Origin of the sequence: Litoreibacter roseus (assembly GCF_009811795.1) — a bacterium.
Taxonomy (GTDB): Bacteria; Pseudomonadota; Alphaproteobacteria; order Rhodobacterales; family Rhodobacteraceae; genus Litoreibacter; species Litoreibacter roseus.
In genome coordinates this window covers 1239777-1264787 of sequence record NZ_BLJE01000001.1, presented here as the reverse complement: position 1 = coordinate 1264787, position 25011 = coordinate 1239777, and the positions used below count along the sequence as shown (strand labels likewise).

Annotated in this window: 26 protein-coding genes; 16 read left to right on the top strand and 10 right to left on the bottom strand. The window is 56.7% G+C overall.

Annotated elements, in window-relative coordinates; translation table 11 throughout:
* Window position 1: 1 nt before the first annotated feature.
* The 4 genes from KIN_RS06270 to KIN_RS06255 form a co-directional block, all read right to left on the bottom strand.
* Window positions 2-1336: a TRAP transporter large permease gene (locus KIN_RS06270; RefSeq protein WP_159805061.1), complete on the bottom strand. Its 1335-nt coding sequence runs from the start codon at window positions 1334-1336 to the stop codon at window positions 2-4.
* Complete coding sequence (locus KIN_RS06265) at window positions 1333-1941, bottom strand: TRAP transporter small permease subunit (RefSeq protein ID WP_159805060.1); 609 nt, start codon at window positions 1939-1941, stop codon at window positions 1333-1335. The genes KIN_RS06270 and KIN_RS06265 overlap by 4 nt, the downstream gene beginning before the upstream one ends.
* A 95-nt stretch (window positions 1942-2036) precedes the next feature.
* Window positions 2037-3149, bottom strand: a complete 1113-nt coding sequence (locus tag KIN_RS06260; protein ID WP_159805059.1) for a TRAP transporter substrate-binding protein — start codon at window positions 3147-3149, stop codon at window positions 2037-2039.
* 84 nt (window positions 3150-3233) lie between these two features.
* Entirely contained in the window at window positions 3234-4868 is a 1635-nt protein-coding gene (locus KIN_RS06255; protein WP_159805058.1) for a GMC family oxidoreductase, read from the bottom strand.
* A gap of 119 nt (window positions 4869-4987) precedes the next feature.
* Between KIN_RS06255 and KIN_RS06250 the strand changes: the two genes are divergently transcribed.
* Window positions 4988-5755, top strand: coding sequence for an IclR family transcriptional regulator (locus KIN_RS06250; protein WP_159805057.1), 768 nt, complete (start codon window positions 4988-4990; stop codon window positions 5753-5755).
* A 12-nt stretch (window positions 5756-5767) separates the two neighbouring features.
* Here KIN_RS06250 and KIN_RS06245 read toward each other — a convergent pair whose 3' ends face one another.
* From KIN_RS06245 to KIN_RS06235, 3 genes are all read right to left on the bottom strand, one after another.
* A complete protein-coding gene (locus tag KIN_RS06245) occupies window positions 5768-6697 on the bottom strand; it encodes a calcium/sodium antiporter (RefSeq protein WP_159805056.1) in 930 nt (309 codons plus the stop codon).
* Between the two features lie 188 nt (window positions 6698-6885).
* Window positions 6886-7059: a hypothetical protein gene (locus KIN_RS06240; protein WP_159805055.1), complete on the bottom strand. Its 174-nt coding sequence runs from the start codon at window positions 7057-7059 to the stop codon at window positions 6886-6888.
* A 63-nt stretch (window positions 7060-7122) separates the two neighbouring features.
* Entirely contained in the window at window positions 7123-7803 is a 681-nt protein-coding gene (locus KIN_RS06235) for a hypothetical protein (RefSeq protein WP_159805054.1), read from the bottom strand.
* Window positions 7804-7974: 171 nt separating this feature from the next.
* Here KIN_RS06235 and KIN_RS22295 point away from each other — a divergent pair, with 171 nt between their 5' ends.
* The 10 genes from KIN_RS22295 (at window position 7975) to KIN_RS06190 (ending at window position 15751) form a co-directional block, all read left to right on the top strand.
* On the top strand, window positions 7975-8589 hold the full coding sequence (locus KIN_RS22295; protein ID WP_207710118.1) for a hypothetical protein: 615 nt from the start codon (window positions 7975-7977) through the stop codon (window positions 8587-8589).
* A 51-nt stretch (window positions 8590-8640) separates the two neighbouring features.
* Window positions 8641-9300 carry a response regulator transcription factor gene (locus KIN_RS06225; protein WP_159805053.1) on the top strand — a complete coding sequence of 220 codons (660 nt, stop codon included), beginning with the start codon at window positions 8641-8643 and terminating at the stop codon, window positions 9298-9300.
* Window positions 9297-10667: an ATP-binding protein gene (locus tag KIN_RS06220; RefSeq protein WP_159805052.1), complete on the top strand. Its 1371-nt coding sequence runs from the start codon at window positions 9297-9299 to the stop codon at window positions 10665-10667. The genes KIN_RS06225 and KIN_RS06220 overlap by 4 nt, the downstream gene beginning before the upstream one ends.
* 224 nt (window positions 10668-10891) lie before the next feature.
* Window positions 10892-11989: a patatin-like phospholipase family protein gene (locus KIN_RS06215; RefSeq protein ID WP_159805051.1), complete on the top strand. Its 1098-nt coding sequence runs from the start codon at window positions 10892-10894 to the stop codon at window positions 11987-11989.
* A 37-nt stretch (window positions 11990-12026) separates the two neighbouring features.
* Entirely contained in the window at window positions 12027-12179 is a 153-nt protein-coding gene (locus tag KIN_RS22290; RefSeq protein WP_207710117.1) for a hypothetical protein, read from the top strand.
* Window positions 12172-13281 (top strand): MFS transporter, encoded by a 1110-nt coding sequence (locus KIN_RS06210; protein WP_207710116.1) that lies wholly within the window; start codon window positions 12172-12174, stop codon window positions 13279-13281. Before KIN_RS22290 ends, KIN_RS06210 begins: the two co-directional genes overlap by 8 nt.
* 94 nt (window positions 13282-13375) lie before the next feature.
* Complete coding sequence (locus KIN_RS22285) at window positions 13376-13750, top strand: hypothetical protein (RefSeq protein ID WP_207710115.1); 375 nt, start codon at window positions 13376-13378, stop codon at window positions 13748-13750.
* The gene (locus tag KIN_RS06200; protein ID WP_159805049.1) at window positions 13747-14787 is read left to right on the top strand and encodes a Rieske 2Fe-2S domain-containing protein; all 1041 of its coding nucleotides are present in this window, start codon (window positions 13747-13749) and stop codon (window positions 14785-14787) included. The genes KIN_RS22285 and KIN_RS06200 overlap by 4 nt, the downstream gene beginning before the upstream one ends.
* Window positions 14784-15536, top strand: a complete 753-nt coding sequence (locus KIN_RS06195; RefSeq protein ID WP_243144826.1) for a hypothetical protein — start codon at window positions 14784-14786, stop codon at window positions 15534-15536. Before KIN_RS06200 ends, KIN_RS06195 begins: the two co-directional genes overlap by 4 nt.
* Window positions 15536-15751 (top strand): hypothetical protein, encoded by a 216-nt coding sequence (locus KIN_RS06190; RefSeq protein ID WP_159805048.1) that lies wholly within the window; start codon window positions 15536-15538, stop codon window positions 15749-15751. The genes KIN_RS06195 and KIN_RS06190 overlap by 1 nt, the downstream gene beginning before the upstream one ends.
* A gap of 6 nt (window positions 15752-15757) precedes the next feature.
* Here the strand turns inward: KIN_RS06190 and KIN_RS06185 are convergent, their stop codons facing one another.
* Entirely contained in the window at window positions 15758-16132 is a 375-nt protein-coding gene (locus tag KIN_RS06185; protein WP_159805047.1) for a response regulator, read from the bottom strand.
* A complete protein-coding gene (locus KIN_RS06180) occupies window positions 16132-16569 on the bottom strand; it encodes a MarR family winged helix-turn-helix transcriptional regulator (protein WP_159805046.1) in 438 nt (145 codons plus the stop codon). The genes KIN_RS06185 and KIN_RS06180 overlap by 1 nt, the downstream gene beginning before the upstream one ends.
* Before the next feature lie 148 nt (window positions 16570-16717).
* Between KIN_RS06180 and KIN_RS06175 the strand changes: the two genes are divergently transcribed.
* Window positions 16718-19702: a PAS domain-containing sensor histidine kinase gene (locus KIN_RS06175; RefSeq protein ID WP_159805045.1), complete on the top strand. Its 2985-nt coding sequence runs from the start codon at window positions 16718-16720 to the stop codon at window positions 19700-19702.
* Between the two features lie 211 nt (window positions 19703-19913).
* Complete coding sequence (locus KIN_RS06170; RefSeq protein WP_243144825.1) at window positions 19914-20174, top strand: response regulator transcription factor; 261 nt, start codon at window positions 19914-19916, stop codon at window positions 20172-20174.
* Here the strand turns inward: KIN_RS06170 and KIN_RS06165 are convergent.
* The gene (locus KIN_RS06165; RefSeq protein ID WP_159805043.1) at window positions 20171-21091 is read right to left on the bottom strand and encodes a LysR substrate-binding domain-containing protein; all 921 of its coding nucleotides are present in this window, start codon (window positions 21089-21091) and stop codon (window positions 20171-20173) included. The genes KIN_RS06170 and KIN_RS06165 overlap by 4 nt on opposite strands.
* A gap of 110 nt (window positions 21092-21201) precedes the next feature.
* Between KIN_RS06165 and KIN_RS06160 the strand changes: the two genes are divergently transcribed.
* The 3 genes from KIN_RS06160 (at window position 21202) to KIN_RS06150 (ending at window position 25011) form a co-directional block, all read left to right on the top strand.
* Window positions 21202-22146 (top strand): universal stress protein, encoded by a 945-nt coding sequence (locus KIN_RS06160; RefSeq protein ID WP_159805042.1) that lies wholly within the window; start codon window positions 21202-21204, stop codon window positions 22144-22146.
* Between the two features lie 178 nt (window positions 22147-22324).
* A complete protein-coding gene (locus KIN_RS06155) occupies window positions 22325-24595 on the top strand; it encodes a putative monovalent cation/H+ antiporter subunit A (protein WP_159805041.1) in 2271 nt (756 codons plus the stop codon).
* Window positions 24592-25011 (top strand): Na+/H+ antiporter subunit B, encoded by a 420-nt coding sequence (locus tag KIN_RS06150; protein WP_159805040.1) that lies wholly within the window; start codon window positions 24592-24594, stop codon window positions 25009-25011. The genes KIN_RS06155 and KIN_RS06150 overlap by 4 nt, the downstream gene beginning before the upstream one ends.

Sequence of the window (25011 nt, the reverse complement as noted above, 5' to 3'; positions counted from 1 at the left end):
CTCAATTGCCGTAGATGTAGCGCGGCAGCCACGTGGCAAGCGCGGGGATCATGAAGACAAGGCCAAGGCCGATGAGCTGGATCACCATGAATTGCATCATGCCCAGGTAGATATCCTTGAGGTCCCATTCCGGTACGACGCCCTTTAGGAAATATGCAGACAGCGCCACCGGCGGACTGAGCCACGCGGTCTGTAAGCATACGGCCACCAGAATGGCGAACCATACCATATCGACCTGCAACTCGATGAGAACCGGCTGAAGGATCGGCAGGATGATCAGGACAATCGGCACCCACTCCAAAGGCCACCCCAGCAGGAAGATCAGCGCAAGGATCAAAAGGACGACGGCCCCCGCGGACAAATCCATGCTCAACAGGATTTCCGTGATCATGGTGGGCGTACCCAAACGCGAGAAGACAGCACCGAAAAAGTTCGAGGCGGCAACAAGGAACAGGATCAGGACCGAGATCTCCAGCGTCTTGATCAGCGCATCATAGGTCTTCTTCGTCGAGAATTTGCCGTACATGAGCGTCAGAATGATCGACCCGAATGCCCCCATACCCGCCCCTTCGGTCGGTGTCGCCCAACCGGAAAGGATCGAGCCCAACGCAAACGCAATCAGGATTGTGGGTGGTACGAGACCCAAGAAGAACTCTCGCCAGATGACGGAGCGATCAGTGGGGATCATATCTTCTGGCAGGGGCGGACCGAGGCTTGGATTTATCCAGCAACGTCCGACCGAGTAGACCAGATACAGGACCGCCATCATCACGCCGGGAATGATTGCCGCGGCAAACAGGTCCGTGACCGGGATCTCCAGCACAGGCCCCATAACCACCAGCATGATCGACGGCGGGATCAGGATACCCAGAGTTCCGCCAGCCGTTATCGTTCCGCTGGCCAGCCGCACATCGTAGCCCGACTTGTTCATCGTCTTGGCGGCCATAATGCCCAAGATCGTCACCGACGCCCCAACGATGCCCGTGGCCGCGCCGAAGATCACCGAGACGAAGAGGACCGCAACAAACAGCGAGCCCTTCATGCGTGCCAGCATCAATTGCACCGCGCTGAACAGGCGCTCCATCAGGCCTGCTTGCTCCATCATGAAGCCCATGAAGACGAATAACGGGACAGCCGCAAGGGTCTGCTCCATCATGGATCCGTAGAATTGCAGGGTCATCAGGAAGATGGTCAGCTTGATGCCAAAGCCCCACGCACCAAAGATGATGCCCAGAAAAATCAGGGTGAAGGAAATCGGGAAACCGATGAAGATCGCGAATAACATCGCGCCAATCATCAGAAGACCGATGATCTCGTTAGAAAACTCAAACATCATTTCGGCCACCGCCCCCGTGTGGCGGCGTACCACGACTTCAAGATTTCAGAGATGCCTTGCAGGACAAGAAAAAACACGCCCAAGGCCAAAGCGATTTTTACGGGCCAGACGATCGGGGCCCATGTGCTGTCGCCCGCTGTCTCGTTCTGAAGGTAGGACTTGAGCGCGAACTCGTATCCGGCCCAAAGCAGGAACAACATGCCGGGCATAAAGAGGAAGATGTAAAGCAGAAGGTCGACCCAGCCCTGCAGGCGAACCGGAAAGCTGCGATAGATGAAGTCCGCGCGAATATGCAACCCGCGCATCAGGACGTAGGCGGCCCCCAGCATAAACGACATGCCGTAGAGCATGCGGGAAATGTCGAAGGACCAGAGCGTCGGAGCGATGAAAAACTTTCGCGCGATCACCTCGTAGACCATCGCGAAGATGATCGGCACGACCATCAGACACACGACCTTGCCCTGCCAGTCCGAGAATGTGTCGATGGCGCGGATTGTGCGCTTCGCCAGTGGATGCATGTCATCGGGCAGCGGCGCGTTCGGGCCGCCATGGGCGCCCGCGAGAAGCTCATCACCGATGTCCAGATAGTCGTCTTCGTTGCTCACGGCCGTCCCCTGTGCCTGCTGCATCTGAGTTCGTGATCAGAGTGCAGAGCCGCCTGCAGTCCCCTGCAGGCGGCTCTTTTCGTTTTGACCTTGGCTCATTCGTTCTTCAGCTGATCCGCATAGGCGCGGCCGAGATTGGCATTCGAGGTCTGCGCCCCTGCCCAGAACGGAACCGCGGTTTTCGCGAAGTCTTTTTGCGACTGCCAGACCTTGGCGAAGAACTCGTTTTCTTCCGCGTTCTTCTCAAGCGCCTTGTTGGCTGCATTCATGTACTCGGTGAAATAATCGGCAGGCGTGTCGTGCAGGATAACGCCGTCCTCGTTGACCAGCTTGTCCAGCGCCTTGCCGTTTTCATGAATGCGGTAGGCCATGGATTTCATCAGGGATGCGTTGGCCGCGACCTCAATCGCTTTTTGCTGCAACGGTGTCAGGCCGTTGAACACGTCTTTGTTCAGATAAAGATCCGCGTTAACGACAACCTGATGCAGACCCTGCAGGTAGTAGTGCTTGAGCACCTTCTGAAACCCAAAGACGCTGTCAGGCTTCGGGCAGCACCATTCAGCCGCGTCAATCGTACCCTTTTCCAACGCGGGCAGGATATCACCGCCGCCCATCGCAACGGAGGCCACTCCGATGTCCTTGTAGGTCTGGCCCGGAATGCCCGGAGGTGTCCGGAAGCGGTATTTGCGGAAATCGGCCATGCTTTCGATTGGTTCTTTGAACCACCCAAGTGCCTCTGGACCCACGGGCTGAAGCATGAAGCCCACGACGTTCATGTCCATCTCGTCCCAGAGCTGCTCATAAAGCTCTTTGCCGCCAGCCGACAGGAACCACGACATGAAGGCAATATTGTCCATGCCAACACCGCCACCGGCTACTGGCGAACCAAAGAGCATCGCGGCCGGATGTTTGCCGGACCAGTAATGCGTCCAGGCAAAACCACCTTCGATCAGGCCTGCATCAACCGCATCCAGCGTTTCCTGGACGCCGACAACGCTGCCGGCCGGCAGCACTTCGATGTTCACTTCGCCATCCGTCAGTTCGCGCACATCGTTGGCGAAGTCTTTCAGCATGACAATCTCATCGGCTGTAGCCGGGATCACGGATTGCACGCGTATCGTTGTTTCTGCCATGGCCGCCTGGGCGCACATGGCAAGGCCAACGGCCGTGGACGCGACACCAGCCGCGATGGTTTTCAAGTCAAACATATGGTCCTCCCTAAGGTCCTTGCCTTCTGTTTGTTTCGAGTGCTGCGATGAAGGCAACCGCTGCACCCTTTTCAGATCAACGCGCTAAACGGCCTCCACTTCCCTTTGACGCGTCTGCGATGCCTGCTCTGCATCCTCGAGGATGAGATCAGATGCTTTTTCACCGATCATGATAGACGGCGCATTGGTGTTTCCTGAAACGATGATCGGCATGATCGAAGCGTCGGCGACGCGCAGCCCATCTATTCCGTGTACCTTGAGACGTGGATCAACCACGGCCATCGGATCGACACCCATCTTGCATGTTCCTGTCGGGTGATAGATCGTCGTCGATGTTTCGCGGGCCCAGTTGAGCAACCCGTCGTAATCGTCATTCGCGATCTGTGCACCGGGCTGGTATTCTTCGGTGATCGCGTCGGCCACGGGTTCATGGCGCGCGATGCGCCGGGCGATGCGAATGCCCTCTACAAGCGTATCGCAGTCAGTTTTCGTCGAGAGATAATTCGGGTGGATGATCGGATAATCCCGCATGTCAGAAGAGGTCAGTTCAAGATGCCCCGCGCTTTCGGGTCTGAGCTGCAAGACGCTGGCGGTGAATGCGTCGAAAGTATGCGGCTCCGTCCCCATCTTGTCGGTGCTGAACGGCTGTATGTGGAATTGAATGTCCGGCACAGCCAGATCCTCGCGCGTCTTGAGAAAACCCGTTCCCAGGCTCGCGGCCATCGCCATCGGACCGCCCCGTGTTGTGATATATTGCAGGCCGATCAGCGCTTGCTTGAACAGGTTTGACACTTCGGTATTGATCGTGGACCGCGTGCATTTGAAGACCGGTCGGGCTTGCAGGTGATCCTGAAGATTGCGACCGACGCCCTTGAGTTCGTGACGAACCTCGATCCCATGCGGTTGCAAGGCATCCGCCTCCCCGATGCCTGACACCATCAAAATCTGCGGCGAGGCCAAAGCACCCGCTGACAAGATCACCTCCCGCCGTGCGGTGATGGTCACCTGTTTGCCCTCGTACTGTGCAATCAGCCCGGTGACGCGCTTGCCTTCAATGGTCAGTTTCTTCACCGGGCAATGGGTCAGGACAGTCAGGTTTTGACGGGATTTCGCCGGGTTCAGATAGGCCACGGCCGCCGAACACCGCCGTCCGTTTCGCGTGGTCAGCTGGAACAAGCCGACCCCTTCCTGAACCGCGCCGTTGTAGTCGGGGTTTGCGCGGTAGCCTGCGTTGACGGCTGCCTCTAGCCACTCATCAACGATCGTCCGCGTCACTGTCGAGTCTGAGACAGACAGGGGCCCATTGCGTCCCCTGACCTCATCCTCGCCGGCGTCGTAGCTTTCGGAGCGTTTGAACAAGGGAAGAATATCTTCCCACGACCAGCCGGTATTTCCCAATTGCCGCCAGCCGTCGTAATCCTGCGCCTGTCCCCGAACGTAGAGCAGCCCGTTGATCGAGCTTGATCCCCCCAGCACCTTGCCTCGGGGCCATTTGATCGACCGTCCGTTCAAGCCAGGATCGGGGGCCGTCTCATAGCTCCAGTCGGTCTTCGGATTTCCCATGGTCTTGAAGTACCCGACAGGGATGTGAATCCACGGATAGGTGTCCTTGCCCCCCGCCTCCAGCACAGCAACAGAGTGTTTGCCATTCGCCGACAGGCGGTTTGCCAACACACATCCCGCAGACCCGGCACCAACAATGACGAAATCAAATTCCACTCACTTCCTCCCAAAAGCGCGGAAATAATAAAAAATGAGACTTGTGGTCTCGTTTTTATAGCGCAACATGGAACTCCGAGTCGTACAAGCAGTATTTTCAATTTGATGATCCCGAGCCCATGGCCACCGAAGACCGCATCCCGACAAATCTCAGAACGCTTCTGATCCTTGAAGCCCTTGGCCAGCAGAGCGACCCCATGTCCCCCTCTGACATTGGTCGGCTTATCGGATTGCCAAAGCAGACCGTTCATCGGTTGTGTAATACGCTTGTGGCAGAGGGCTTTCTGGTTCGAGACGAACGCAACACTGGTCTGCGGCCCGGGCGCCGCGCCCGCATGATGTCATCGGGCGTCTTGCATGCATCGACGTCCTACATCGCGCGCCGTCAGGTTCTGATGCAATTGGCCGAGGATATCGGCGAGACGATCAATTTTGTCGTGCCCGAGGACCGCGGCATGGCCTATCACGACCGGGTTGAGACAAACTGGGCTTTCCGGATCCAGTTGCCCGTGGGATCGCATGTGCCGTTCCATTGCACAGCCAGCGGTAAGACATTTCTCGCTTCCCTGCCCAAAGCCGAACGGCGCCGTCTGGTACAAGTGATGGCGCTGGAGCAAGTGACACAGAACACGATCACCGACCCTGATGCGCTGATGTCGGAACTTCAGAGAATCAGCAAACAGGGCCATGCGCTCGACAATGAAGAGTTTGTGGACGGTATGATTGCGCTGGCCGTCCCTGTACTGGATCGAAACGGTCGCTATTGCGCCTCACTGGCCTTTCACGGGCCTCTGCAGAGGGTAAGTGCAGAAGACGCGCTGGCGATGGCACCAAAACTGCGCGCTGCTTCGGAACGGCTCACGGGAACGCTGTTCGACAGTGGCTGATCTGGTCGCCGATTAGCCTGCAAATCCAAATTGGAACACGACGTAGACCCCGTAGCACAAAAGCATGGCGGATCCCTCACGACGGTCCAGCCGCCAACCGGTCCGCAACAAAACCAGCGTGACGAGAGTTGCCAACGCCATCAGCCAGAGGTCCATCTCACGGATTGCTGGCGGCACGAGCACCGGCGTGAACAACGCGACGCCGCCGATAACGCCAAGGATATTGAACAGGTTCGATCCCAAAACATTGCCGAGAATGATCGCGGATTGCTTGCGGCGCACGGCGGCCAAGGTTGCCGCGAGTTCCGGCAGCGATGTCCCCACCGCGACAAGGGTCAGGCCAATTACGCTTTCGGAAACGCCCCATTCGCGCGCCAAAGAAATTGACCCGAGTACCAATAACTCACTGCCGCCAATGAGAGCGGCAGCACTCACCAGCAGAACAAGTGTTAATTTGAGCCCGCTTGCCTCAAGCGCGTCTATGTCTTCGTCATCCTCGCCGTCATCCATGCTGCAATAGATTAGATATCCGGCGAGCAGTCCGACAAAAAGCAGCCCGGTCCAGAACCCGATCAAGCCCGTGCTGGCCGCCGTGACAAAAACCGCAGTGCCCAGCAGCATCGCGAGACCGTCGCGGCCCAACATGCCCTTGGGCGTGTCAATCGGTCGGCAGACGGCAGCAATACCGAGAATCAGCAAAAGATTTGCTATATTCGATCCAACGATGTTGCCCATCCCAATTCCGGGCGCGTCTTCAATCACCGATTCCACGACGACGAAAAACTCCGGCAGTGAGGTGCCGAGTGCAACAACAGTCAGGCCGATGAATAGGGTCGAAACGTTGAACTTTTGCGCAACCGTGACCACGGATTGCACCAGATAATCAGCCCCAAGTGTCAGCGCAATCAGACCACCTGCGACATAGATCAGATCAAGGATCATCGGGCAAATCCGCCAGCAGGAAATTTGTCGGATTTTGTCATTTGGGACGCCCTGCTGATTGCTTCTGATCCGATAGCATTGTGCCGGACACTTGTCGCAAACTGCGGCGTCGTCAATGAAGTTACGTAGATGTCAGCTTCGACCGGGGGCCGGAGACGCCCCCGATCGGACCCCGCCCAGGCCCGTTTTCAGAATGGCGCGGCGAAGGCGACGCCACAGTAGATCAATACGCCAGCCGCAGACAGTCTGACGACGTTCACCATGCGCGGAGACCGCGGCACCAGATCAACACCTAGTGACAACAACATTACGTAAATGCCCAGAAGTGTTGGCAAAAATACCTCAAGAATAGTTGTAGACATAGTTAGACCTTCCCCAGTCGTTATATGCGTCAGGCCGGGAGGCCCGTGCGCGTTCTTAATCTTCTAGTTGACCGAATGTTGTTCGATCATGTTGATCACCTTGGCGCCGCCCTTCGATTTTAAAGACGGCGGATGAGTTTTGTTCTGAGCCGCTCCCTGTATCTTCAAATCACCGATCTCGCCGATGGCATTCGGCACCGCAGCGACCAAGTCACGCTCGATTTGCAGTTCCAAAAGTTCCGATTTGAACGCGGCAAGACGTATGCGCTCGGATGCAATCTCGGATGTAAGCGTGGCGGTATCGGACCCAGCATCCATCGCGGCCAAGGTGCCTTCAAGATCTGCCAGTCGCGCCGATGTTTGGGTCTGCGACGTGAACACACGCGCACGGTCAAGATCGATGGCCTGGATGCTGCGGCGCGCCTCAATCTTGGGTGGCGATGCTTGTATTGATCGCGCAACCTTCAGGCTTTTATGCGCCGGACGCGCAGCCGTCAGATGATGCAGCCTCCGATCAACGCCCTTGGCGAAAAGCGATGCTGCGGGTCGTGCCTCAAAGCCCGGCTGAACGCGGAGCGCGACCTTGACAGATTTTCGCCCACCGAGAACCGCGCTGTCTTGTGGTTGAAGCTCGTCCGCATACCCGATCTGTGCCATCACGAGTGCGCCACCTGTGGTCATTGCGACAAACAGAGCGGCGGACAGGACGTGCGCTTTCAGCAAGCGTTCTACAGCGTATCCCATCTTCACCTCCCTCTCCCTAAACTCTACGTGCTTGAGGGTGCGATCTGTTCCTGACGTTCGACGTCAGCCCTGCGACCGATTCCTCGCCTCATCAGACAAACACATCTGTGTTGAACTGCAGTGAAATGACCCGTTCATCTTGGGTTCATCCGGCTTTTGCTAGGCAGCGGTATGAAACGGTTTACCATCATTGCCAGTCTCGTTCTGTTAGCCACATCCAATTTCAGCCATGCTGGAGACGTGCGTGAGGTGGAACGGGATGAGCTTCGCCAGCTTGTGCAGACGGGCCGAACGATCAGCGTGAAGCGGGTTCTCGATGGCGTTCGAAAAAACCTTAAGGCAAATCCTGTGGATGTCCGGGCGTTCGACGCCGATGGCCTCTATTACCGGGTTCTGGTTGCAAAACCGCATGGCAAAGTGGACGCCGTCGTCATAGATGCGAGATCCGGACGTCTCGTTTCCAGCAGATCCAGCGTATCAAAACAGATTGATCGGGCCGCTAAGGACGGCAAGGTCAAGACGGTGTCAACATCAGGAAAAAAAAGTAGAAATCGCGAAACTGGCGGCGGTAACGGTGGTGGCAACGGCGGCGGCAATGGCGGCGGCAATGGCGGCGGTAACGGCGGCGGCAATGGCGGCGGTAACGGCGGCGGCAATGGCGGCGGTAACGGCGGCGGCAATGGCGGCGGTAACGGCGGCGGCAATGGCGGCGGTAACGGTGGTGGCAACGGCGGCGGCAATGGCGGCGGTAACGGTGGTGGCAACGGAGGCGGAAAGAATAAATAGGCCTTGAAAGGGTCCAAAATGAGCCTGATTTCATGAATAGCTCATTTCTCCATGAGATTACTCCTTGCCGAAGATGAAGTTGTCCTGAGCAATCAGATCGCCCGTAACCTGGCTGCTGAGGGTCGCGTCGTTGATGTTGTCCACGACGGAGAAGAGGCAGCCTTTCGCGGCAGTACTGAACCTTACGATCTTATCATTCTAGACATCGGCCTGCCCACGCGGGACGGTCTGTCTGTTCTCAAGGAATGGCGTGCGGACAAGGTTGAAACCCCCGTCCTGCTTCTGACGGCCCGGGATGGATGGTCCGAGCGGGTCGATGGCCTTGATGCCGGCGCGGATGACTACATCACCAAACCCTTCCATATGCCTGAGCTTTCCGCCCGTGTGCGTGCAATGCTGCGCCGGAAATCCGGCCACGCAAGCCCGGTTTTTGAGAAAGACGGCATTACCTTCGACACACGAAATGCCCGGGTTACGCTGGACGGCGATCATGTGGATCTTACATCGCAAGAAATTGCTGTGCTTTCCTACCTCTTTCACAATTCCGGACGGCTTGTGTCGCGCACCGAATTGTCAGAGCATATCTATCAGTATGACGGTGACAGGGACTCCAACACCATCGCTGTGTTCATCACCCGCCTGCGCAAGAAGTTACGGCCGGACTTCATTCAGACCGTACGCGGACGCGGATATATGATCGACACCGCGTGAAAACATCGCTTCGGCGGCGTGCGATGATCGGTGGCGGCCTTTGGCTGAGCGCCGCTATCGTGACGGCCATCGTCACACTTTCAAGTTTTATCAACACAGTCACGCTGAACCGCTTCGACGAATTGCTGCTTGAACGGCAGTTGCAGATCGTGGTGGCCTTGAACAACACGGGTGGGGATCCTGAGTTGCTGGGCGCCTACCTGACAGATCCCGCATATGAGCGGCCTTATTCCGGGCGGTATTGGCAGGCGGAATCAGATGATGGCGTCCTACTGACCTCGCGATCGCTCTTTGACAGCTTGCTGAAGGACCACACGGCTGACGCCCCCAGCGAGCCAGCATTGCGAACGGGACTTGGGCCCGAAAACGAAAGAATCAGGGCGGTCACACAGAAGATCATATTCGAAGATGACAGTGTCTGGACCGTGATTGTCGCGGAATCGATGACTGATCTGCTCATCGAGCGTGCGAAGATCAGACAAAACGTTCTCATCGCTTTCGGCTTTGTAGGTGTTCTCGGGTTCATCGGTGCGCTTCTTCAGATGTCGATGATCCTGCGGCCACTCAGTGCCTTACGCTATGATGTGGCCCATCGGTGGGACAGCGGCAAGGCACTGGACCCGCAGGAATACCCCGAAGAAGTGGCGCCTTTGGTCGAAGACATAAACGCACTCATGACGCGAAACCGCGACATTATCGAACGATCACGCAGGCAAGCTGCTGATCTGGCACATGCGCTCAAGACCCCTTCCGCCATCGCCCGGAACGAACTGTCTTCCTTAGCGGCTGCAGACATGGATGTCGGGTCTGCCATGGACGCGCTTGATCGGATTGATGCCCAACTGGGCCGGTCGCTCGCGCGGATCCGTGCATCCAACGCCGCGTCGGCACCGACAGCGGCAACGGATATGACACGCACGATTGAGCGGATGGGTAAACTTTTTCGGTCGATGGCCGCCAAACGCGACAAGGAAATTCGGATCAACGTTGCGGACGGTCTACAGGCGAGGATTGACGCGCAAGACATTGAAGAGGTTCTGGGAAATGTCATCGACAACGCCTTGAAATGGTGCGCGACGACCGTAACAGTGGACGCATGGTCAGCGGAAGGCGGCACGTTCATTCGCGTGGATGATGACGGTCCGGGTATTCCTCAGGAAGACCGCCGCACCGCGCTGAGATCCGGCGGACGCCTTGATACGTCGGAACCGGGAACCGGACTTGGCTTGGCGATTGCAACTGACCTTTTGGCGGCCTACGGCGCCTCGTTGTCGCTCGACGCCTCGGACCAGCTAGGCGGACTTACAGTCCTTGTGTCTTTGCCGCATCGATCCGCCCCGCTCCGGCAAGCGCAAATCCCGGAATAGGCCATTCGCCCAAAAAACAGGCACATACCCCCCGCCGAACACGGCGACGCGAGAATTTGCTGTAATTGGGCTTGTTCTGAAAAGTTGATTTGGGTGCCGGTCGACGATCTGCCAGTAGTGGGCCGGGGCTGGTGACAGCGTGGCGATATCCGCCCCCTTAAATGACAAGAGGGCAGATAATGTATTCCAGACAACCCGCGACGTTCACCGGAAATTCATTCTAGATGGCCAAGGGCACAGGCCGACAGGCGCACCATACCAAATCCATAAATCTTGCGTTGCAAGGCGGCGGCGCACACGGCGCGTTCACATGGGGCGTTCTCGACCGGATGTTCGAGGAAGATCCTCTGTGGGTCGAAGCCATTTCCGGAACAAGCGCCGGCGCGATGAACGCCGTCGTCGCGGCGCAAGGCATGTATGACAATGGTGCCGCTGGCGCGCGCGAAGCGTTGGCCGAGTTCTGGCATCAGGTTTCCGTCGCAGGTCGCATGAGCCCGATCCGCCGGACACCATTAGACAAGGTGATGGGGAATTGGTCACTCGATTTCTCGCCTGGCTACATGATGATGGACATCATGAACCGCCTGACGTCGCCTTATGACATCAACCCTTTCGGATTTAATCCCCTTCGCGATTTGCTGTGCGACTTCATAGACTTCGACAAGGTTGCTGGCGAAACCGATATGGAGATTTTTCTGTCGGCCACAAATGTGGAAACCGGGACCGTGCGCGTGTTTCGCCGCAACGAAATTACGATCGACGTTATTATGGCATCCGCCTGCCTGCCTTTTATGTTTAAGGCAGTTGAAATCGACGGAACGCCTTATTGGGATGGCGGCTATATGGGCAATCCGGTGCTCTATCCGTTCATCGACCACAGCCCCGCAAGTGATATCCTGATCGTGCAGATCAACCCGATGGAACGGAAGGGCACGCCGCGCTCGGCCCAGGATATTCTAAACCGTGTCAACGAGATCACCTTCAACAGCTCCTTGCTCAAGGAGTTGCGGTCCATTGACCTGATTGATCGCCTCTTATGTCAGGGCAAAGTTTCAACCGATGACTTTCGAAAAATGTACGTTCATATGATCGAAGGAGGAAACGAGATGAGCGACCTCGGCGCGTCTTCCAAGCTGAACTCCGAGTGGGAGTTTCTGGTCCATCTCCGCGATATCGGCCGGAACGCTGCGGACCGATGGCTCAAGACGCATTTCGATGACATCGAAAATCGATCAACGATAGATCTACAGGATATGTTCCGAGATGTAGGCGTCCAGCACATGGCCGGAACCCCCCCCATAAACAGCATGTTGAACGACTAAGCTTACCTAAATCAGTCAGGCATCCGGGATCGGCAAGATGACGGCCAGCGACACTCAAATCGATATGCTTGATCCGCTCAATGCCAACGGTATGGGGCCGGAGCTTGCAGGTCTGCCGGAGGAAAAGCAAAACCGCAGTTCTCAGGCGCAGCGCCCTCATCGCGATCATTGCATTTCTGACCTTGGTTGACCTGTTCGGCAGTCAGGCATTGCTGCCGACCTTGACGGAGGTCTATAGCGTTAGCGCGTCAGTGATGGGCTTTGCGGTCAACGCCAGCACCATCGGCATGGCCGCAGCCAGCCTGTTGGTCGCCGCATTTGCGAACCGGATCAAGCGGGCGGCGGGCATCTGGATCAGCCTCGCGCTGTTGTCCATCCCCACAGCCCTGCTCGGCGTCACGCAGGACCTGACCACCTTCACGATCCTGCGGGTTCTCCAAGGGGTCTTTATGTCCACGGCCTTTACCTTGACTCTGACCCACTTGTCCGAGCGCTGCACATTGACCGCCATCGGCGGGGCCATGGCCGCCTATATCACGGGCAACGTCGCCTCGAACCTCTTTGGACGGCTCTTGGCCTCAGGACTGGCGGACAATTTCGGATTGGCAGAGAGCTTTTACGCCTTCTCGGTGCTGAATCTCGCAGGTGCGCTGATCGCTTTTTTGTATTTCAAGGATGGCCCGCCGCTGTCCTCCAGCACACCTGCGGCTTCGTCCGTCTTTGCTGCGTGGCGCACCCATCTGGGCAACCCTCGCCTCCGTGCCGCATTCGGGATCGGTTTCATCATGCTTTTCGTCTTTGTGGGGGTCTTCAGCTACGTCAACTTCGTCATTGCGGAACCGCCCTTCGCGCTGCCGCAAATGTATATAGGCTTGGTCTATCTGGTCTTTGTTCCAGCTATCCTGACAACCCCTGTGGCGTCAGCCGTTACAAGACGCCATGGTGCGCGCCCGACCTTTCTGGCAACGATGGCGGTGACATTGGTCGGGTTGATGTTATTGGCCACATCCAGTCTGGCATTGATGCTATTAGGGCTCACTTTGGTCGGTGCGGCGCTTTTCTTTGGCCAATCCGTCGCGACGGCGTTCGTCGGACGCAGCGCGCAGCACGATCACGCAGCGGCGAACGGGCTCTATTTGGCCAGCTACTACATCGGCGGGATTGCCGGTGCTTTGATATTGGGTCAGATCTTTGTCGCGTTTGGATGGACTGCAGCGGTCGCCGTTCTCTCGGGTTTGATCGTGATAGCGGCGCTGCTTGGCCTCAAATTCCATGAAGACGCGCCCGAATGAGCGCGCATTTGCGCTCTTATACCCCATAACAAGTGATCGAGACTTGCTTTGACGCCAGGTCATGGAGAATGCTGCTGACTCAACGGACGCACGAATGAGGGACAATAGCATGGCGGCAATGATACTGCTCACAGGACAGATCTATCTCGCCGTGGGTGCGTTGGTTGCATTGCCTTTTCTCGTTGTGGGGCTTGGGCGGATTGACGAGAACGCGCAGAACACATGGGTGTTTCGACCAATGTTGATCCCCGGTGTCCTGTTGATCTGGCCGCTGGTGTTGTGGCGATGGATCGTGCTGGAAACGGGCCGCGCAGATGAGCCCGCGCGTCACAGACCGCCGCTGACATGGCAGCCCCGCCTGACTCTCACGCTGGCCGTTCTGCTGCCGTTTTTGATTTTTGCTGCTCTGGTTATTCGGCAAGATGGCCCGTTCGAGCGTCCGGCCGTTCAGTTGGAGGACGGCTTATGAGCGTCAAATATGTCCCCGTTCAATGGAACATGAACAAATGGCTGTATGATGCTGTTCTGATTGCATTCGTTGTTATATACATCATCGTTTTTCTCAGGCTCGGCGCCCCACAGGCGGACTTCACGCGACCGACGGACGGTCAGATTGTGCGAATGCGGGCGTTTGGATCCTGCGCATTCCTGATGCTGACAGTGATCCTGTGCATCGGTCCGCTGGCGCGGCTTGATCGCCGGTTCCTGCCGCTCCTGTACAACAGGCGCCATTTCGGTGTTTTGACGACAATTGTTGCCTTTACCCACGCGACATATGTCTACGGCTGGTACTACAATTTCACGCCAATGGCACGCTACGAGGCGATGATCGCGTCCAACACAAGCTTCGGGCAAATCTTGGGCTTTCCCATTGAACCTTTCGGTATTTTCGCGCTTTTCGTTCTTGCCGTTCTCGCCGCAACCAGCCACGATTTCTGGCTATCGTTCCTGACGGCGCCCGTATGGAAGCGCCTTCATTTGCTGATCTATCCCGCCTACATTGCCTTGGTGCTGCATGTGGCGCTTGGGTACTTGCAGGACACCAAGAACCCGACCTTCGCCATTCTGTTTGCAAGTGGCGCTCTGCTGGTTGCAATCCTTCACGTTGCGGCTTGGCGACAGGATCGATTGCGATCCGCTGACAGCGAATGGATCGATCTTGGCCCGCCGTCGGAAATTCCGGAAAATCGCGCACGCATCATACAATTACGCGGTAATGAGCGTGCCGCCATCTTTCGATATGATGGCAAGCTGTCCGCAGTCTCGAACGCCTGTGCGCATCAAAACGGACCGTTGGGCGAAGGGCGCATCATCGACGGTTGCATCACTTGTCCGTGGCACGGGTTCCAGTATCGTATGGCTGATGGGCGTTCGCCCGAGCCGTTTACCGAAACGATCCCCACCTACGCGCTGCGCTGGAACGGTGATCGGGTCGAGTTGAACCGGAATGCCAATCTTCCAGGCACTTATGTCGATCCGCTTAGACTGTCGGAGGGGTCGCAATGAACCAGAGCCAAGACGAGCCGTTTTTCATAGGATGGGCCGCCCCGCCCGATTTACTGCGCCCGTTCCTGGCGGGTGTCGCGTTGGGCTTGTTGCTGCTGGCAGGTGTGTTCGCTTATCTTGTATCTGCCACGCAGGATGATCCCGGCGATGGCGCGTTCATGGGCCGCGCAGTCGCCCATGGTGTGCTGCAAACGGATCCCTACCCGGTACTGCATGTGGTCGAGAGCGAGCGTTATGAGCCCGGCACACCGCTGATCCTGTCGGGCAACGGCAAGATCGGCGTTCGCGACCGGGCATCCAAAGTCGACGGCCAATATGTGCGCGCTGCAGGCACCAAATTGGAACGGGGCGACCTGAGCGGATTGCAACTTGCGAACGGTATGAACGGTCTGCGTCCCGCGGACGGTGCCATACCCCAGATAGAAACCGACGATCTTGGCCGCTGGCGTCTGACCGGCGAGATTTGTGACGGCAAGTGCCTGATCGGCGCGATGCGTCCCGGGCGCGGCTTGGCCCATAAGGCCTGCGCCAATCTATGCCTCGCGGGTGATGTTCCCCCGGTATTTGTCGCAACAGATAAGGTCGACGGATCGGAATTTTTTCTACTTGCAAACGCGGACGGTCAATCCCTTGGTGACACGATGATGGATTACACGGCGATCTTCATCGAAGCGGAAGGCCGCGTCGAAAAACGTGGAAATTTGAATATTTTCTTCATCGAGGAAGATACCGTGAAGGTGATACGTTGATGTCGCGCATTCTATCGATCATCTGCATGCTGGCCGCCTCGGGCGCCGCATGGTTCGCCTATGACCAGATTAGCATTTTAAGAAGAACTTGGCTTTGGGAGTTGCGCTTTGTCGTCTTGCTGGTCGCGGGTTTTCTGCTCCTGACATTCGCCGAGTGGATTTTTGCGAAGATAACGGGTCTCATCTCAAAACCGGAAGAGCCCGAGACGCACTAAGCCGTATCAGTTCAAAGCGCCATCAAGTGCGTCCAGCAATTCTTTGTTCTGAAATGGTTTAATCAAGACCGCGTCCGCGCCCGATGCATCCGCCAAAGCGATCGCGTCTTCCAGAGAGCGACCCGGTCCGCCACCCGACATCATCACAATGGGTAAGTCTGATCCATTGGATCGAAGCTCTCTCAGAAAAGCAACGCCGCCCTCTTCGGGCAACCAGATGTCCAAAAGTATCGCGGACACCGCGTGCGCCTCATCCGACAGCATATCTTTGGCCACACCGGTCGTCTCGGCCTCGGATACGGTATATCCGTTCTCATCCAAAACTGCGCGCAATGCAGCGCGAACGTGAGTATCGTCGTCGACGACAAGAACATGGGCCATCACACCCTCCCCTTTGTGGTGTCCAGCTCATCAAAGAGATGGAAAAGCACTCTCGAGAACGCCTCCCGATCCGTGTCGTCCGCCGCGCCAAGGGCTGAGGCGAAACGTTTCAAAGGATCCTTCGCCAGTTGCGCACGACCCTGCTCCGTCAATTCAAAAATAAGACCGCGCCTGTCCTTTGGGTTCGGACTTGGGGAGATCAGGCCGCGCCGCTCCAGCGCGGCGGCAGCCCTGCTTGCGGGCCCTAGCGTCACACCGAGATATTTTGACAACGCAGTCACCGTCCGGGCCTCGCCCCCGGCGCGCTCAAAGAACCTCAGGGCGGACCATTGGCCCGGCTGCAAAACCTTCGGCCCCCGCTCTTCATAGATGGCACGGGCAACGCGCTCATGCAGCGCTGCGAGTCCCAAAAGGTGTCGCTCTGAACGTCGGGCCATTGATTTCCCACAACTTTGATGCTGAGAGCAATAAACCGCCAAGGCAAGTTGACGCAAGCGTCAACCTTGAGGATCAGAGGAACCTTGCCTGTTGTTGGCTAGATGGTTTCAGGTCATTCTTTGGCTTTCTGTAAGCTCTGGGGTGCATATGGCGATAAAGTCCGACCTGCGTGATATCGTTGATGCGCTGCCCGGTTTTGCCGTGGCTATCCACCTTGAGCATGGAGAGTTCGTAGGAAATCAGCAGTTTCAAAATACCTTAGTGTCCAGCGGCAAACTTCCAGAGCAGTTTGTTGAAGATTTTGCAGAGCGCACAGGATCTGCATTCACCCACGAGCTGATTGACGGACAAACCTCGATAGAGTTCCGGGTCGGCCGTCCCTTGGCAGCCTATCCAGACTGGGTCCTTGTGATCGGGACAGAGCTTACACCTGAAAAAGCAGCGGTCAGCCCGATGGAAATGGACCTGTTTGCCCAAGGTCAAAGGCTGGCGCGCATCGGTTATGCGATCGAAGATATGATCAATGACGTCTTTGAAGCTTCCGACATGATATGGACCATGATTGGCCTGCCAAAGCCGGAGCAACCGGTGTCATACGACATAATTGCCGCGAAGGTGCTCAGCCCCCGCGCACATGCCGCAAGCACAGCCAGACGCGCAGAGGCCATCCAGACCGGCGAGAGCTATAGCGCCCGCCTTCCCATCCTCAGGGCAGATACCGGCGAACGACGGGTGTTTCTGTTCGAAAACCACCCTCAGCGGACTGCTAATGGAAAGGTCGGCGCCATGTTCAGCGTGATTGCAGACGTCACCGAACAAGACCGCTTGGAACGCGATCTGACAACCGAGCGTGGCCTTCTTGAACGCGCCCAACTTGTGGGACGCATTGGCTACTATGCGTTGGATGTCGAAACAAAGGACGTCACGCTGTCGACGGGTCTTGCAAGGCTGATCGGATTGCCAAAGGGCCAGACAGCACCGCTCGAAAGTCTGCTCGAGAAGATCTACACGCCCTCCGATGCCGATGCGGCCCTCAAACGCATTTCCCAAGCGATCAATACTGGCCAGTCGATCAAGCAGACCATTACAGCCAAGCGGCTGGATACGGGCGAGCGTCGGTGTTTTCGGGGCGAGATCATTCCAGATAAGGATGAACATGGCGTCGTCACGCGCCTTTTCGGCGTCGCGCAGGATGTCACGGAATATGAGGATGCACTGCGCGCGGTGATCGACAGCGAGCGGGAATTCAAGCGGGCGGAACGGATCGGCCGCATGGGCCATTTCAGACATGATCATGTCAATCAGGAAAGTGATTATTCCGACATGATTTATGAACTCCTGGGCATTGAAAAACCAACGAAAAAATGGTTTGGCGTTGCGCATTGGGCAGACCTGTTTCTCGAAGGGGAATTTGAGCGCTACGAGATCCAACGTGCAGAGGTCATCGCGCGTCAGGGTCGCCTTCTGACGGACACCTTCTGGCTCCGCCGAAGATCCGACGATGAGGTGCGCGGCCTCTTCAGCGAACGCATTTTCGAGTATGATCAGAACGGTAACGTCAAACTTGAATACGGGATCGCGCAGGACATCACGGAAAGCGAGAATGCGCGTATAGAGGCTGCCGAACGCGAAGCGCTTTTTCAGCGCGCGCAACAAGTGGGCGAGTTCGGGCACTTTCGCCACGATTATCTGATGCGGGAAAGCTTCTGGTCCGATGAGGTCTACGAGATCTTCGGTGTACCTTCCTCAAGCTCGCCCTGGTTCGGAATGGAGCACTGGAAAGACAGCTATGATGCAGATGACTTTGCGGTCTACCAACGGCGGAAGACCGACTCGATTTTGGAAACCGCCGCTGAATTGATTCACACCACTGAGATAATCCGCCGCGCTGACGGCACGCGCCGAACTATTCGCAGTCATCATATATTCGACTACCGATCTGACGGGCGATTGATGTCTGAATTCGGAATCATTCAGGACATCACGCGGCAGCAAGCACAGCAGCGCGCCGACGATGCGCGGAACCTGCAGCTTAATCGAGCGCAGCGCATGGGAAATCTTGGATATTTCTACAACGACTATATCTCGCGCCGTCTGGACTGGTCGGATCAAATGTACGAGATCTTTGGCATTGACGACCCCTCCCTTGACAAGCTGGGAACGGATCGCGCCGCACCTGCCCTGCCCCCGGCAGATCTGGAACGGTTTGAAACCAGTGCACGGGCGGCTGTTGCCTCCAACGCGCCAGGCTTTGCTTGTGTCCTGAACGTCGTCCGACCGACCGATGGTGCTGCCCGCACCGTCTCCATCGATGCGTCTATCGAATATGGCGACGATGGGCGTCTCGCCGCGATTTTTGGTATCGCACAGGATGTGACCGATAGGGAAACCGCCGAGAGGGACCGGCGCACGATGTCCCGCGCACTTGAAGAAGCTCAGCGAACGGAAGCTCTGAATTACTTCGCGAGCGGTATGGCCCATGAATTGTCCAACATGCTGCAGCCAGCTTTGTCCTTTGGCGCCTTGGCGAAAACCATGATCGAACGTGGTGAAACGAAAAAAGCCGATGATACGCTCGATAAGGCATTAGAGGCCATCAATCGCGCCAGAGACATCACCCACAGCGCGCTGGCGTATGTCAGGCAAACTGACGATGCGGCCAAGCCTGTGGCATTTGACGAAGCGATTGCCCAGGTTCGAAACGTCATTGACGCGGCGACACCAAACGCAATCGAATGGGACATCGCCGAAAGTGTCTGCAACCCGCTTCTTCATTGCGATGTGACCGGGTTGCTTCAGGTTCTGCTCAATCTTGTGCGGAACGCGTTTGAGGCCGGCGGTCAGGACGCCCGGGTGACCATCGGCATCCAACAGGAAAGCTTGGCACTTCTGATTGATGTGACCGATGACGGCCCCGGTATTTCACCGGATATCCAAGACAAGATCTTCGACCCGCTTTATACGACACGTGCGAAGCAACAGGGCACCGGTCTTGGCCTAGCTGTGGCACGTGGTGTCGTCGAACGGTGGGGTGGGCGTCTGCACTTCGTGTCGTCAGAGGTCCAAGGACGTGGTGCACGTTTCAGGTTTGCGATTCCCCTCGCTACACTAGGAGAAATCACGAGACCCTAGCCCGAGCCCTTATTTGTAAGCCTTTGACCTCATGTCGAAATCTCCGGACACCTGCGGCGAAACCGGAGTTTATGCTAAATTTTATTGCTAGCAGCAACTTCCTTCGTTAATATATGTGAAAAATTGATGACGATTCATAAGCCGTCGAACTTAAAATTGGTTTCGCATAACGGATCACGGAAGCGTCCACATTATGGGCAGGAGAATATCAATGGGCACAGTCGTCGCGCTGAAAAATCACTTGTATGAAGAACAAGGGACAACATTGCGCCAAAAGCTGAGCCGCCGGGAAACCGAGGTTCTTTTGTGGATCGCGCGCGGTAAAAGCAATCAGGACATCAGCACGATCCTCTCAATCTCTCCCCACACTGTTGATACGTTCTGTCGTCGCTTGATGCAGAAATTTGATGCAACCAGCCGGACAACTGCGGCCGTACGCGCGGCACAATGGGGCCTGCTCCCCGCGGTTTAGGTGACCACGGTCACTTCCGATGCGCGTCGTCTCAAAATCCCGCGGATCAATGCGGCCAAGGCCATATATTCGTCTTCCCGCGCGGTTCCTTTGCGCCAGACCATTCCAATCGTGCGAGACGGCTCTTTGCCTCTGAACCGTCTTGCAACAACGATGTCCTGATGAGCCACTTCTGATTTGACGTAAAGCGCTGGCAAGAGGGATAAGCCCATCCCCATTGCAACCATCTGTCGGAGCGTATCGAGGCTGGTTCCCTCATAATCCCGCGACAGCCTCGCACCGAAATCATCACACAGCGCGCGAACCTGCTCGTAGAGCTTATGCCCGGGCTCCAAAGTCAGGATATTTTCATCTTTCATAAGAGCGGGGTCGAACCTGTCCATCTTCGCCACCGGATGATCGTGAGGTGCCACCACCAAGAGCGGTTCGCGAAAGACCGGAATGCTGGACAGGTCAGCCCGACCCAGCGGCAATGGGAAGAAAAGAAGGTCGAGCGCCCCCTCCTCTAGCCCCCGGAGCAGCATGTCGGGCAGCCCTTCACGCATGTAAAGCCTCAGCTTGGGATGGCTTTTGTGCAGATCCGGCACAATCAACGGCAGAAAGTAGGATCCTAGCGATTGCACTACACCGATCTTGATCATGTCTTCCAACATGGCTTCGCTGGTCTTTGCCAGTGCTTCAATCTCGGCGATGTTCCGCAACACATCTCGGGCCTTGTCGATCACGCGCCGCCCCAAAGGCGTGATGACGACCCGGGATCTGCTGCGTTCGACCAGTTGGACACCCAGCTCGCCCTCAAGCTCTTTTAACTGCGCACTCAGGGTCGGTTGAGTCACTTTGCACGCTTCCGCGGCCCGCCGAAAATGAAGGTGATCGGCGACGGCCACGAGATATTTCAGTTGCTGCAATGTCGGCATTGGCCAGCTCTAATAGTTAAATTCTATCAAATATCACCTTATTTTAGAGTTGAGCGATTAGAAAGCCTTCCCATATCGGGTGTCTCACATCGAAAAATCAGCGGGTCTCAATGAAGCGTTTCAAGAATATTCTGATGGTATGCGGCGATCTCAGTGCAACTGAGGACGCGTTTGAACGGGTGCGCTGGTTGGCGAAAGCAAATGGCGCCATGGTCACGTTGATGGATATCGTTGACGCGGAACCCGGAACGCTGGCGCGGATGTTTGCGGCGCTTCCCGGCGCACGCGTGCATGAGATCGAAGATCAGGTTCTTGAAGTTCACCGGGCGCGCTTGGAACGTTTGGCAGAGCCCCTGCGCGCCGACGGCATTGTCGTGCGAAAGACTGTGCAGCAAGGCATTCCTTTTGTTCAGGTTATCCGTCGCGTGCTGCGTGAAAACCATGATTTGGTAATCAAGGGTGCCCAGCTCGATGCCGACGGATTGTTATTCAAGGGGGCAGACATGCATCTTCTGCGCAAATGCCCCTGCCCCGTGTGGATCGTCAAATCACAGGAGACGCCCCGGTCAAAACATATCCTCGCGGCCGTCGACCCGAACCCGGATGAAACACAGCGCCATCGTCTGAGCCAGATGGTGATGGAACTGGCGACATCGCTTGCCCGCGAGGATGACGCAAAGGTCACGGTCATAAACACATGGCGCGTTCAGGAAGAAAGCACCCTGCGCCACGGTTTGATCAAGATGCAGGAAAGCGAGATCACCTCAATCATCGAACGCGAGAAGGAAGACAGCGCGGAAAAGCTATCGCAGCTTATGTCCGGCTTCGCGGATGAGGGCATCGACATTCGGGTCCTCCACCTGAAAGGTATTGCTGGGGAGATAATCCCGGAGTTTGTGCGCGGCAAAAACATCGATACCGTCGTCATGGGCACGGTTGGCAGAACAGGCGTTGCAGGGGTGTTCATTGGCAATACAGCAGAGACGATTCTGAACAGAGTGGCCTGCTCTGTGGTTGCGGTGAAGCCCCCGAACTTTACCTCGCCCGTAGAATAACATGCCATTGTGCAGGTCTGAGGAACGTGAGATTGCAGAAACACTGCCGATAGACTGGAAACCCAGAAAAGCGCTCTAAAACAATAGGTACATGTGTGATGATATTTGACAGGTCTTTTCGACCTCTCAGGATCTCGTTGTGTAAAAAATGCGACCCTCAACAGGGCAAAGGGACAAGATGACCAACGACGAACCATCACGCCGCTCCGGAAACGGGTTTGCAGGCGTGGTGCCCGTTTTGATCTCGGGCGCGATCTTCGTTTTTTTCCTCACCCTCGTGCCTCAAATCTCAGCGGGCGATGTGCTGCGGTGGTCCTATGACTGGGTGCCATCGCTGGGCATCAAGCTGTCCTTTCTTGTTGACGGTCTCAGCCTGACCTTCTCACTTTTGATCAGCGGCATCGGCACGTTGGTCCTTCTCTACTCGAACACATATCTGGCCGGTCACGTTCAATACGCGCGGTTCGCGTTGTTCCTGACATCCTTTATGCTGGCAATGTTGGGTCTTGTGCTTGCCGACAACCTGATCGGGCTGTTCGTGTTCTGGGAACTCACGACAATCACGTCCTATCTGCTGATCGGTTTTGGGCATGAGACCACGAAAGGCCGCCGCTCCGCCCTACAGGCGCTCTTTGTGACCGGCGCCGGTGCCTTGGCCCTTCTGGCCGGGCTCATTTTGCTGGGTATATCCGCGGGCACCTTCGAGATATCCGAGATTCTTGCCAAAGGTGACGAGATCCGGGCCCATGAAATGTACCTACCAATCCTGATCCTTCTTCTGGCAGGTGCATTCACCAAATCCGCACAGTTTCCGTTTCATTTCTGGCTGCCAAATGCGATGGCGGCGCCCACGCCGGTCAGCGCGTTCCTTCATTCTGCGACGATGGTCAAAGCGGGCGTTTATCTTCTGGCCCGTATGCATCCCGCGTTTTCCGGCACAGATGTGTGGCTTTGGACGCTGACAATCTTTGGTGCTGTGACCGCCGTCTTCGCAAGCTTTCTGGCCTTGCGTCAAACCGATCTGAAACAAGCGCTGGCCTATACAACGCTGATGGCGCTTGGCACGCTTACTCTCTTCCTGGGCCAAACCTCGAGCTACGCGATCACCGCATTTGTGACTTTCTTGATCGTCCATTCGCTTTACAAAGCGGCGCTGTTCCTTGTCGTGGGGTGTATCGACCATGCAACCGGCACGCGAGAGGCCGAGATTCTGGGTGGTCTGGGGCGGGTCATGCCGGTCACAGCCATCGCAGCAGCCATCGCAGCTTTGTCGATGGCAGGCTTTCCGCCGTTTCTGGGCTTCATCGGCAAAGAACTGAAATACGCAGGAGCTCTTGCCGTCGCATCAGAGCCGGTTTTCGTGGCGGGCGCAGTCCTTCTTGCCAACGCTCTGATGCTGGCGGTCGCGGGCGTCGTGGCATTTCGTCCCTTCTGGCGCAAAACCGACAGCGAGCTGCCACGCACACCACGCGAAGCGCCCTGGCAAATGCTGGCCGGTCCTGTTCTTCTGGCCGCTGCCGGGGCGATCTTCGGCATCAACCCTGATTTGCTACAGGTTCCACTGGTAAATCCGACGGTTGCGACCTTCCTGGGGGATCCGACAGATGCCAAGGAGCTAAAACTTTGGGCAGGCGTGAACCTTCCGCTCTTCCTCAGCATCGCGACGTTCGTTTTGGGTCTTCTGATCTATGTAATTCACCGCCCGTTAAGAAACCTCCTGATCCGCGCCGACAACGCGGCCCCGAATTTCGACCGGGGGTGGGACGCATTTCTTTCCGGGCTTAAAGCCTTTGCGTGGTGGCAGACGAAATATCTGCAATCGGGGGTCCTGCGTCAGTATATCTTCATCACCTTTGCCACTGTGCTGGTTGGTCTGGGCGGCACGATGCTGGTCCGTGGCATAGGGAACGTCCTGCCTGATCTCACAGGGATTGCCTTGCGCAACTGGGCTGTTGTGGCACTGATCACGGTTGGCACCCTGATCGCCGCCACCACCAGATCGCGCATCGCGGCTGTTGCGGCCCTTGGCGTGGTTGGAATTGGCGTGGCGCTGATCTTCATCATTTTCAGCGCACCGGATGTCGCTATCACCCAGTTGCTTGTGGAGACGCTTATCGTTGTGCTGGTCGCCGTTGCCATGCTGCGGCTGCCGTTCTTGGATGCCCAAGGAGAAAGCGACCACAGGCCATGGGACGCTGTCCTTGCCATAGGTGTGGGTGGTGTTGTGACGCTGACTTTGCTTGCTGTTCTGGCAACACCACTTGATCTACGCCTCACCGAGTATTTCGAAGTCACAAGCTGGCCGGAGGCTTTCGGGCGCAACATTGTAAATGTTATCCTCGTGGACTTCCGGGCACTCGACACCTTTGGCGAGATCGCGGTGGTCGTCATCGCCTCACTCTCGGCCTACGCGCTGCTGCGGACGACCGCGAAGGAGAAATCCGAATGAACTCCATTATCCTGCGGATCGGCAGTCGCTATGTTGTTGGCATCCTGCTGCTATTTTCCATCTATATGCTTCTACGCGGTCACAACGAGCCGGGGGGCGGCTTTATCGGCGGTCTGATCGGCGCAACCGGCTTTGTGCTTTATGCGATCGGATGTGGCACGGCAGATGCGCGCGCGGCCCTTCGGATCATGCCACAAACCATCGCAATGGCCGGTCTGGGCATCGCACTTGTTGCGGGCCTTGCCGCGGCGGCCTTCGGTGATGCGCTGTTCACGGGCCAATGGCTCTTCATCGGTGCTGAAGGCGATGACAAGGGCCTGCCTCTGTCGACGGTGCTGGTCTTTGACATCGGGGTCTACCTGGTTGTCTTCGGGGCAATCCTGACCCTCGTGTTTGCCATGGAAGAGGAAATCTAA

Coding starts and splice junctions, on each gene's coding strand:
- KIN_RS06270 (WP_159805061.1), bottom strand. CDS start 1,336: ATGATGTTTGAGTTTTCTAACGAGATCATCGGTCTTCTGATGATTGGC.
- KIN_RS06260 (WP_159805059.1), bottom strand. CDS start 3,149: ATGTTTGACTTGAAAACCATCGCGGCTGGTGTCGCGTCCACGGCCGTT.
- KIN_RS06250 (WP_159805057.1), top strand. CDS start 4,988: ATGGCCACCGAAGACCGCATCCCGACAAATCTCAGAACGCTTCTGATC.
- KIN_RS06245 (WP_159805056.1), bottom strand. CDS start 6,697: ATGATCCTTGATCTGATCTATGTCGCAGGTGGTCTGATTGCGCTGACA.
- KIN_RS06240 (WP_159805055.1), bottom strand. CDS start 7,059: ATGTCTACAACTATTCTTGAGGTATTTTTGCCAACACTTCTGGGCATT.
- KIN_RS06235 (WP_159805054.1), bottom strand. CDS start 7,803: ATGGGATACGCTGTAGAACGCTTGCTGAAAGCGCACGTCCTGTCCGCC.
- KIN_RS22295 (WP_207710118.1), top strand. CDS start 7,975: ATGAAACGGTTTACCATCATTGCCAGTCTCGTTCTGTTAGCCACATCC.
- KIN_RS06225 (WP_159805053.1), top strand. CDS start 8,641: ATGAGATTACTCCTTGCCGAAGATGAAGTTGTCCTGAGCAATCAGATC.
- KIN_RS06215 (WP_159805051.1), top strand. CDS start 10,892: ATGGCCAAGGGCACAGGCCGACAGGCGCACCATACCAAATCCATAAAT.
- KIN_RS22290 (WP_207710117.1), top strand. CDS start 12,027: ATGACGGCCAGCGACACTCAAATCGATATGCTTGATCCGCTCAATGCC.
- KIN_RS22285 (WP_207710115.1), top strand. CDS start 13,376: ATGAGGGACAATAGCATGGCGGCAATGATACTGCTCACAGGACAGATC.
- KIN_RS06200 (WP_159805049.1), top strand. CDS start 13,747: ATGAGCGTCAAATATGTCCCCGTTCAATGGAACATGAACAAATGGCTG.
- KIN_RS06195 (WP_243144826.1), top strand. CDS start 14,784: ATGAACCAGAGCCAAGACGAGCCGTTTTTCATAGGATGGGCCGCCCCG.
- KIN_RS06190 (WP_159805048.1), top strand. CDS start 15,536: ATGTCGCGCATTCTATCGATCATCTGCATGCTGGCCGCCTCGGGCGCC.
- KIN_RS06185 (WP_159805047.1), bottom strand. CDS start 16,132: ATGGCCCATGTTCTTGTCGTCGACGACGATACTCACGTTCGCGCTGCA.
- KIN_RS06180 (WP_159805046.1), bottom strand. CDS start 16,569: ATGGCCCGACGTTCAGAGCGACACCTTTTGGGACTCGCAGCGCTGCAT.
- KIN_RS06175 (WP_159805045.1), top strand. CDS start 16,718: ATGGCGATAAAGTCCGACCTGCGTGATATCGTTGATGCGCTGCCCGGT.
- KIN_RS06170 (WP_243144825.1), top strand. CDS start 19,914: ATGGGCACAGTCGTCGCGCTGAAAAATCACTTGTATGAAGAACAAGGG.
- KIN_RS06165 (WP_159805043.1), bottom strand. CDS start 21,091: ATGCCGACATTGCAGCAACTGAAATATCTCGTGGCCGTCGCCGATCAC.
- KIN_RS06160 (WP_159805042.1), top strand. CDS start 21,202: ATGAAGCGTTTCAAGAATATTCTGATGGTATGCGGCGATCTCAGTGCA.
- KIN_RS06155 (WP_159805041.1), top strand. CDS start 22,325: ATGACCAACGACGAACCATCACGCCGCTCCGGAAACGGGTTTGCAGGC.
- KIN_RS06150 (WP_159805040.1), top strand. CDS start 24,592: ATGAACTCCATTATCCTGCGGATCGGCAGTCGCTATGTTGTTGGCATC.